Here is a 5,565-nt window from a genome sequence, read left to right on the forward strand (position 1 = left end):
GCTGGAGATCCGCGGTGCGGGCGACGGGGTCGTCTGGGCCCGTCCCACCCTCCCCCTGGTCTCCGGGGAGGAGATGACTCCGGCGGAACGGGTCATGTCGGTGGCCGACATCGCGAACGGCGTCGGGGCCGTTCTCGAACCCGACGAATGGCGGTTCCTCAACACCGATCTGGTCACCCACCTGCACCGGCGGCCCGTCGGCGAGTGGATCGGGGTCACCGCGTCCGCCTCGATCGGCCCCGACGGCGTCGGGGCCACGTCCGGGACCCTGTACGACGAGGTGGGAGCCATCGGCCACACGCTGCAGGCTCTGCTCGTCGAACGGGTCTGAGTCGATCGGGCGCCGAGGCGTGCCGCGCACCGCCGCACCACCGGGACCGCAGTGCGTCACCCCATGCGGCAGGACCGGATGTCCGTGGCGATGACCGCCTTGGCGCCGGCCGCGACCAGCTCGTCCATGATCGAGTTGACCTTCTTGCGCGGCACCATCGACCGCACCGCCACCCAAGCCGGGTCGGCCATCGGGGAGACGGTGGGTGACTCGATGCCAGGGGTGATGGCCGAGACCGACTCCAGGAGCTCCTTGGGGCAGTCGTAGTCCAACATCATGTACTGCTGGGCAAACACGACGCCCTGCAGGCGGGCCCTCATCTGTGCCATCGCAGGGGTCGTCTCGGCGCCGGCGCGCGCGACCAGGACGCCCATCGAGTCGCACAGGACGTCCCCGAAGGCCTCCAAACCGTGCACCTTGAGTGTCCGACCCGAACCCACCACGTCGGCGATGCAGTCCGCCACCCCGAGCTGGATGGAGATCTCCACCGCGCCGTCCAGCCGGATGACCTCCGCCTCGATCCCCCGCTGCTCAAGGTCGCGGCGGACGATGTTGGGGTACGACGTCGCGATTCGGGCCCCCGCCAGACGGTCCGTGGTCCACCCGGCACCGGAGGGGCCGGCGTAGCGGAAGGTGGAGTGTCCGAAGCCGAGGTCGAGGAGCTCGTCCACCTCCGCCATCGAGTCCATACTCAGATCCCTGCCGGTGATCCCCAGCTCGAGTCGCCCCGAGCCCACGTAGACGGCGATGTCCTTGGGTCGCAGGAAGAAGAACTCGACGTCGTTCTCACGGTCGATCAGCGTGAGGTCCTTACTGCCCTCAGTACGCCGGCGGTACCCCGCCTCGGACAGCATCTCGGAGGCGGACTCGGACAGGGCGCCCTTGTTGGGCACTGCGACACGCAGCATGATGGCGGCTCCAGGATTCGGTGCGGGAGGGGTGCTCGGGGTGGCGGTCAGAGATGCCGGTAGACGTCCTCGAGACCGAGTCCGCGCTTGAGCATCATGACCTGGGTCCAGTAGAGGAGCTGCGAGATCTCCTCGGCCAGTTCCTCATCCGACTGGTACTCGGCGGCGATCCACACCTCGCCCGCCTCTTCGTTGACCTTCTTGCCCAGATGGTGCACGCCCTTGTCGAAGGCGGCGACGGTGCCGGAGCCCTCGGGTCGCGCGGCGATGCGCTCGGACAGCTCGGCGAACAGGGAGTCGAAGGTCTTCACGCGCCCGATTGTCCCACAGCCGCAGCCACGGGCGTGCCCGAGGTGAGGGCGACGAGACCGGACGCGTTCACGCCCGTGAGGCTCGGGTGGGTGTGTGCCCCGACCACGTCCGGTTGTCCGTCGGTCGACGGGACGTACAGGACCCGGCATCCCGCGGCGACCGCCGAGGTGGCGCCGGTGACCGAGTCCTCGACCGCGACGGCGGTGGTGGCCTCGACCCCGAGCCGCGAGCACGCCAGCAGGTAGGGGTCGGGTTCCGGCTTGGGGTCGGCCACCATGCACCCCGTCACCACCACATCGAACCGCGAACGGTCGATGAACTCCAGCGGCACCGCCGCGACGTCTGCGGTCGTGTTGGTCACCAGGGCGACCGGGGCGTTAGTCGAGGCGAGGTCCTCCAGCAGCTCCTCGGCCCCCGGCCGCCACCGCATATCGGACCGCATCAGCTCGGTGACCCGTGAGTTGAGCCGGAGGGCCAGTCGATCGAACTCGGCGCCCTCGATGGTGCGCCCGGTGTACTCGCCCAGGATCGCGAAGAACCCGGGGAGCGAGTTGCCCAGGGTCCGCTCGCGGGTCGCCTCGTCGAGCGGACGGCCCAGGTACTCGGCGAGCTCGTAGACGGCGATGTCCCACAATCGCTCGGTGTCGACGAGCGTGCCGTCCATGTCGAGACACACGGCGGCGGGGAGACGGGAGTACGAAATGCTGGTCACGGGCTACTGTCTACCGGACAACGGGCCACCGGGGGTACCGTGACCGGCCCCGTTGGTTCCTCCGTCAACCGCCGTTCAGTGGCAGTTCCCCGCAGGAACGAGGAATCGTTCGGTATGGGTTGCGGAGGCGAACGGTGCGACCGACCCGGGGGCGAAGGTGGGTAGGGCGGACCTACTGGTGGTGATGGTGACCGCCAGCCGTCCGTGTCCGGTGAACACCCCGCCGACGCCCACTTCGGGTCCGGTCGACTGGACCGTGCGCACGCCCCTCGCGTCGGTATCGATGTTGTGCCACTCCACGGTGGCGGAGTTGAACGGGAAGAGGGTTGCCGAGAAGTCGAACGAGCCGACGGGCTGGTCGAGGTCCCTGGCGTTCGCGCTCAGTGCCTGGTGGAAGCGCTCGTCTCCGCCCAGCTTGCAGGTGGTGAAGGCGCCGAAGCGAATGGTGTGCTCGCCGCCCAGCGGGTACGGCATACGGACGTCCCAGGCCGGCGAGGGGTGCCACACCTGGGCCGAGGCCGCAGGCGCGAGTGCCACGGCTGCCCCTCCGGCGAGAAGGCTCGCCACACAGGTCAGGGCGGCTGATCGACGGAAGGTGGTCATATCTGGCTCCTCGCCGGCGCTCTCGGTGGACTGTCGCCGAGTTGGTCTCTCTCTGTTCATCGACCGGGCATCACAAGGTGTTAGCAGTGCGGTGCCCTGGTCAGACGTTGAAGTACTTGGCCTCCGGGTGGTAGAGCACGAACGCATCCGTCGACTGCTCGGGGTGAAGCTGCAGTTCCTCCGACAGCTCGACCCCGATTCGCTCCGGCTCCAGCAGGTCCACCACGACCTTGCGGGACTCCAGGTCCGGGCACGCGCCGTAACCGAAGCTGTAGCGGGCTCCCCGGTACTTGAGGTCGAAGTAGTCGTGAATGGTGTCGGGGTCCTCGTCCGAGACAGCGCCCTCGGGCAGGCGCAGTTCGTCGCGCACCCGCCGGTGCCAGAACTCGGCCAGCGCCTCGGTGAGCTGGACCGACAGGCCGTGGACCTCGAGGTAGTCGCGGTAGTTGTCCGCCGCGAACAGCTCGTTGGCGAAGTCCGCGATCGGGGTCCCCATGGTGACGAGCTGGAAGGGCAGGACGTCGACGGTTCCCTCGGCCTCGCAACGCTCCTTGGAGGCCAGGAAATCCGGGATGCTCAGGAACCGTCCCCGCTGTTGGCGGGGGAAGGAGATCCGGTGCAGCACCTCCGCGTCCGGACGAGGCTCGGCCAGCACACAGATGTCCTCGCCGTCGGAGTAGGCCGGGAAGTACCCGTAGACCACAGCGGAGTGGGCCAGGATCCTCTCGGTGGTGAGTCGGTCGATCCATGAACGCATGCGCGGCCGACCCTCGGTGGCGACCAGCTCGTCGTAATCGGGGCCGTCCCCGCTGCGCGTCCCGCGAAGTCCCCACTGCCCGAAGAACAGCGCACGCTCGTCGAGGTGACCGACGTAGTCGGCGACGGGGATGCCCTTGGCGATCCGCGTGCCCCAGAAGGGCGGGGTGGCGATCGGCTGGTCCGCCGCGACGTCCGACCTCGCCGGGACGACGACGGGCTCGGCCTCGGCGGCCCGTTTGGCGGCGATCCGCTCGCTGCGGGCCCGGCGCTCGCGCCGTTCGGCGGCCTTGGCCGACGCGTCCGAGGACTCGGACATGGGGACGCCGGTCCGCTTGGCCGTCATCACCTCGTCCATCAGGCGCAGTCCCTCGAACGCGTCGCGGGCGTAGAACACGTCGCCCTCGTACATCCCGGCGAGGTCCACCTCGACGTAGGCGCGCGTCAGGGCGGCACCACCCAGCAGGACCGGGAAGTCGCCGGCGATGCCCTCGGAGTTGAGCTCCGCGAGGTTGTCCTTCATCACCACGGTGGACTTGACCAGGAGGCCGGACATGCCGATCACGTCGGCCTTGTGCTCCCGGGCCGCCGAGATGATGTCCGCGATCGGCTGCTTGATGCCGATGTTGACCACGTCGTACCCGTTGTTGGACAGGATGATGTCCACCAGGTTCTTGCCGATGTCGTGGACGTCGCCCTTGACCGTCGCCAGGACGATGCGGCCCTTGCCGTCCTCGTCGCTCGCCTCCATGTGGGGTTCCAGATGGGCGACAGCGGTCTTCATGGTCTCGGCAGACTGCAGGACGAACGGCAGCTGCATCTGGCCCGAACCGAACAGTTCGCCGACCGTCTTCATGCCACTGAGCAGGTGGGTGTTGATGATCTCGAGCGGGGGGATCTCCTGCATCGCCGCATCGAGATCGGCTTCGAGGCCCTTGCGCTCGCCGTCGACGATCCGCGCCGACAAGCGGTCCATGAGCGGCATCGCGGCGAGCTCGGCCGCTCTCGCGTCCTTGGTGCTCGCGGTGGACACACCGTCGAAGAGCTCCATGAACACCTGGAGCGGGTCGTACCCCTCCTTGCGGCGGTCGTAGACGAGGTCGAGCGCGACCTCCCGCTGGCGATCGTCGATCTTGCTCATGGGCAGGATCTTGGAGCTGTGCGCGATCGCGGTGTCCAGGCCGACCTGGATGCACTCGTGCAGGAACACGGAGTTGAGCACCTGGCGCGCGGCGGGATTGAGGCCGAACGAGATGTTGGACAGTCCCAACGTGGTGTGGATTCTCGGGTGCGATCGGGTGAGCCTGCGAATGGCCTCGATGGTCTCGATCCCGTCCCGTCGCACCTCCTCCTGGCCGGTGGAGATGGGGAAGGTCAGGCAGTCGATGATGATGTCGTCCTCGGCGATCCCCCAGTTCTCCGTGAGGTCGGCGATGATCCGCTCCGCGATCTCGACCTTGCGGTCCGCCGTGCGCGCCTGGCCCTCCTCGTCGATGGCCAGCCCGACCACCGCGGCGCCGTGGCGCGAGACCAGTTCCATGATCCTCTGGAATCGCGAGTCCGGTCCGGCCCCGTCCTCGTAGTTGACCGAGTTGACCGTGCACCGTCCGCCGAGGTGCTCCAGGCCCGTCCGGATGACCTCGGGTTCGGTCGAGTCGAGCATGATCGGCAGGGTCGAGGAGGTCGACAGCCGTCCGGCCAACTCGGCCATGTCCCCCGAGCCGTCCCGGCCGACGTAATCCACGCAGAGGTCGATCATCTGCGCCCCGTCCCGCATCTGCTCCTTGGCGATGTCCATGCAGGTGTCCCAGTCGGCGGCGAGCATCGCGTCCCGGAACCGCTTGGACCCGTTGGCGTTGGTGCGCTCGCCGATCATGAGGATGCCGGCGTCGGCCCGCAGCGGCGTCGAGCTGTAGAGGGAGGCGACCGCGTTGACCGGCTCA

Annotated in this window: 5 protein-coding genes and 1 pseudogene; 1 reads left to right on the forward strand and 5 read right to left on the reverse strand. The window is 68.4% G+C overall.

The features are described 5' to 3' along the window. Positions 1-331 (forward strand): annotated as a pseudogene (locus tag G6018_RS08840) (acyl-CoA thioesterase domain-containing protein); the annotation flags it as partial. A 56-nt stretch (positions 332-387) separates the two neighbouring features. On the opposite strand, the gene hisG reads toward G6018_RS08840, so the two are convergent. The 5 genes from hisG to metH form a co-directional block, all read right to left on the reverse strand. Further along, positions 388-1,239 carry an ATP phosphoribosyltransferase gene (gene hisG / locus G6018_RS08845; protein ID WP_179525270.1) on the reverse strand — a complete coding sequence of 284 codons (852 nt, stop codon included), beginning with the start codon at positions 1,237-1,239 and terminating at the stop codon, positions 388-390. Between the two features lie 47 nt (positions 1,240-1,286). Beyond that, positions 1,287-1,550, reverse strand: coding sequence for a phosphoribosyl-ATP diphosphatase (locus G6018_RS08850; RefSeq protein WP_179525271.1), 264 nt, complete (start codon positions 1,548-1,550; stop codon positions 1,287-1,289). Continuing rightward, positions 1,547-2,263, reverse strand: coding sequence for an HAD-IA family hydrolase (locus G6018_RS08855; protein WP_182639414.1), 717 nt, complete (start codon positions 2,261-2,263; stop codon positions 1,547-1,549). Before G6018_RS08855 ends, G6018_RS08850 begins: the two co-directional genes overlap by 4 nt. 75 nt (positions 2,264-2,338) lie before the next feature. Continuing rightward, a complete protein-coding gene (locus tag G6018_RS08860; protein WP_179525273.1) occupies positions 2,339-2,866 on the reverse strand; it encodes a hypothetical protein in 528 nt (175 codons plus the stop codon). A 100-nt stretch (positions 2,867-2,966) separates the two neighbouring features. Next, positions 2,967-5,565, reverse strand: a 2,599-nt coding sequence (gene metH, locus G6018_RS08865; RefSeq protein WP_182639415.1) for a methionine synthase, incomplete at its 5' end; no start/stop codon positions are given.

It is taken from the genome of Dietzia sp. DQ11-44 (genome assembly GCF_014145205.1).
GTDB lineage: Bacteria > Actinomycetota > Actinomycetes > Mycobacteriales > Mycobacteriaceae > Dietzia > Dietzia natronolimnaea.

Coding starts and splice junctions, on each gene's coding strand:
- hisG (WP_179525270.1), bottom strand. CDS start 1,239: ATGCTGCGTGTCGCAGTGCCCAACAAGGGCGCCCTGTCCGAGTCCGCC.
- G6018_RS08860 (WP_179525273.1), bottom strand. CDS start 2,866: ATGACCACCTTCCGTCGATCAGCCGCCCTGACCTGTGTGGCGAGCCTT.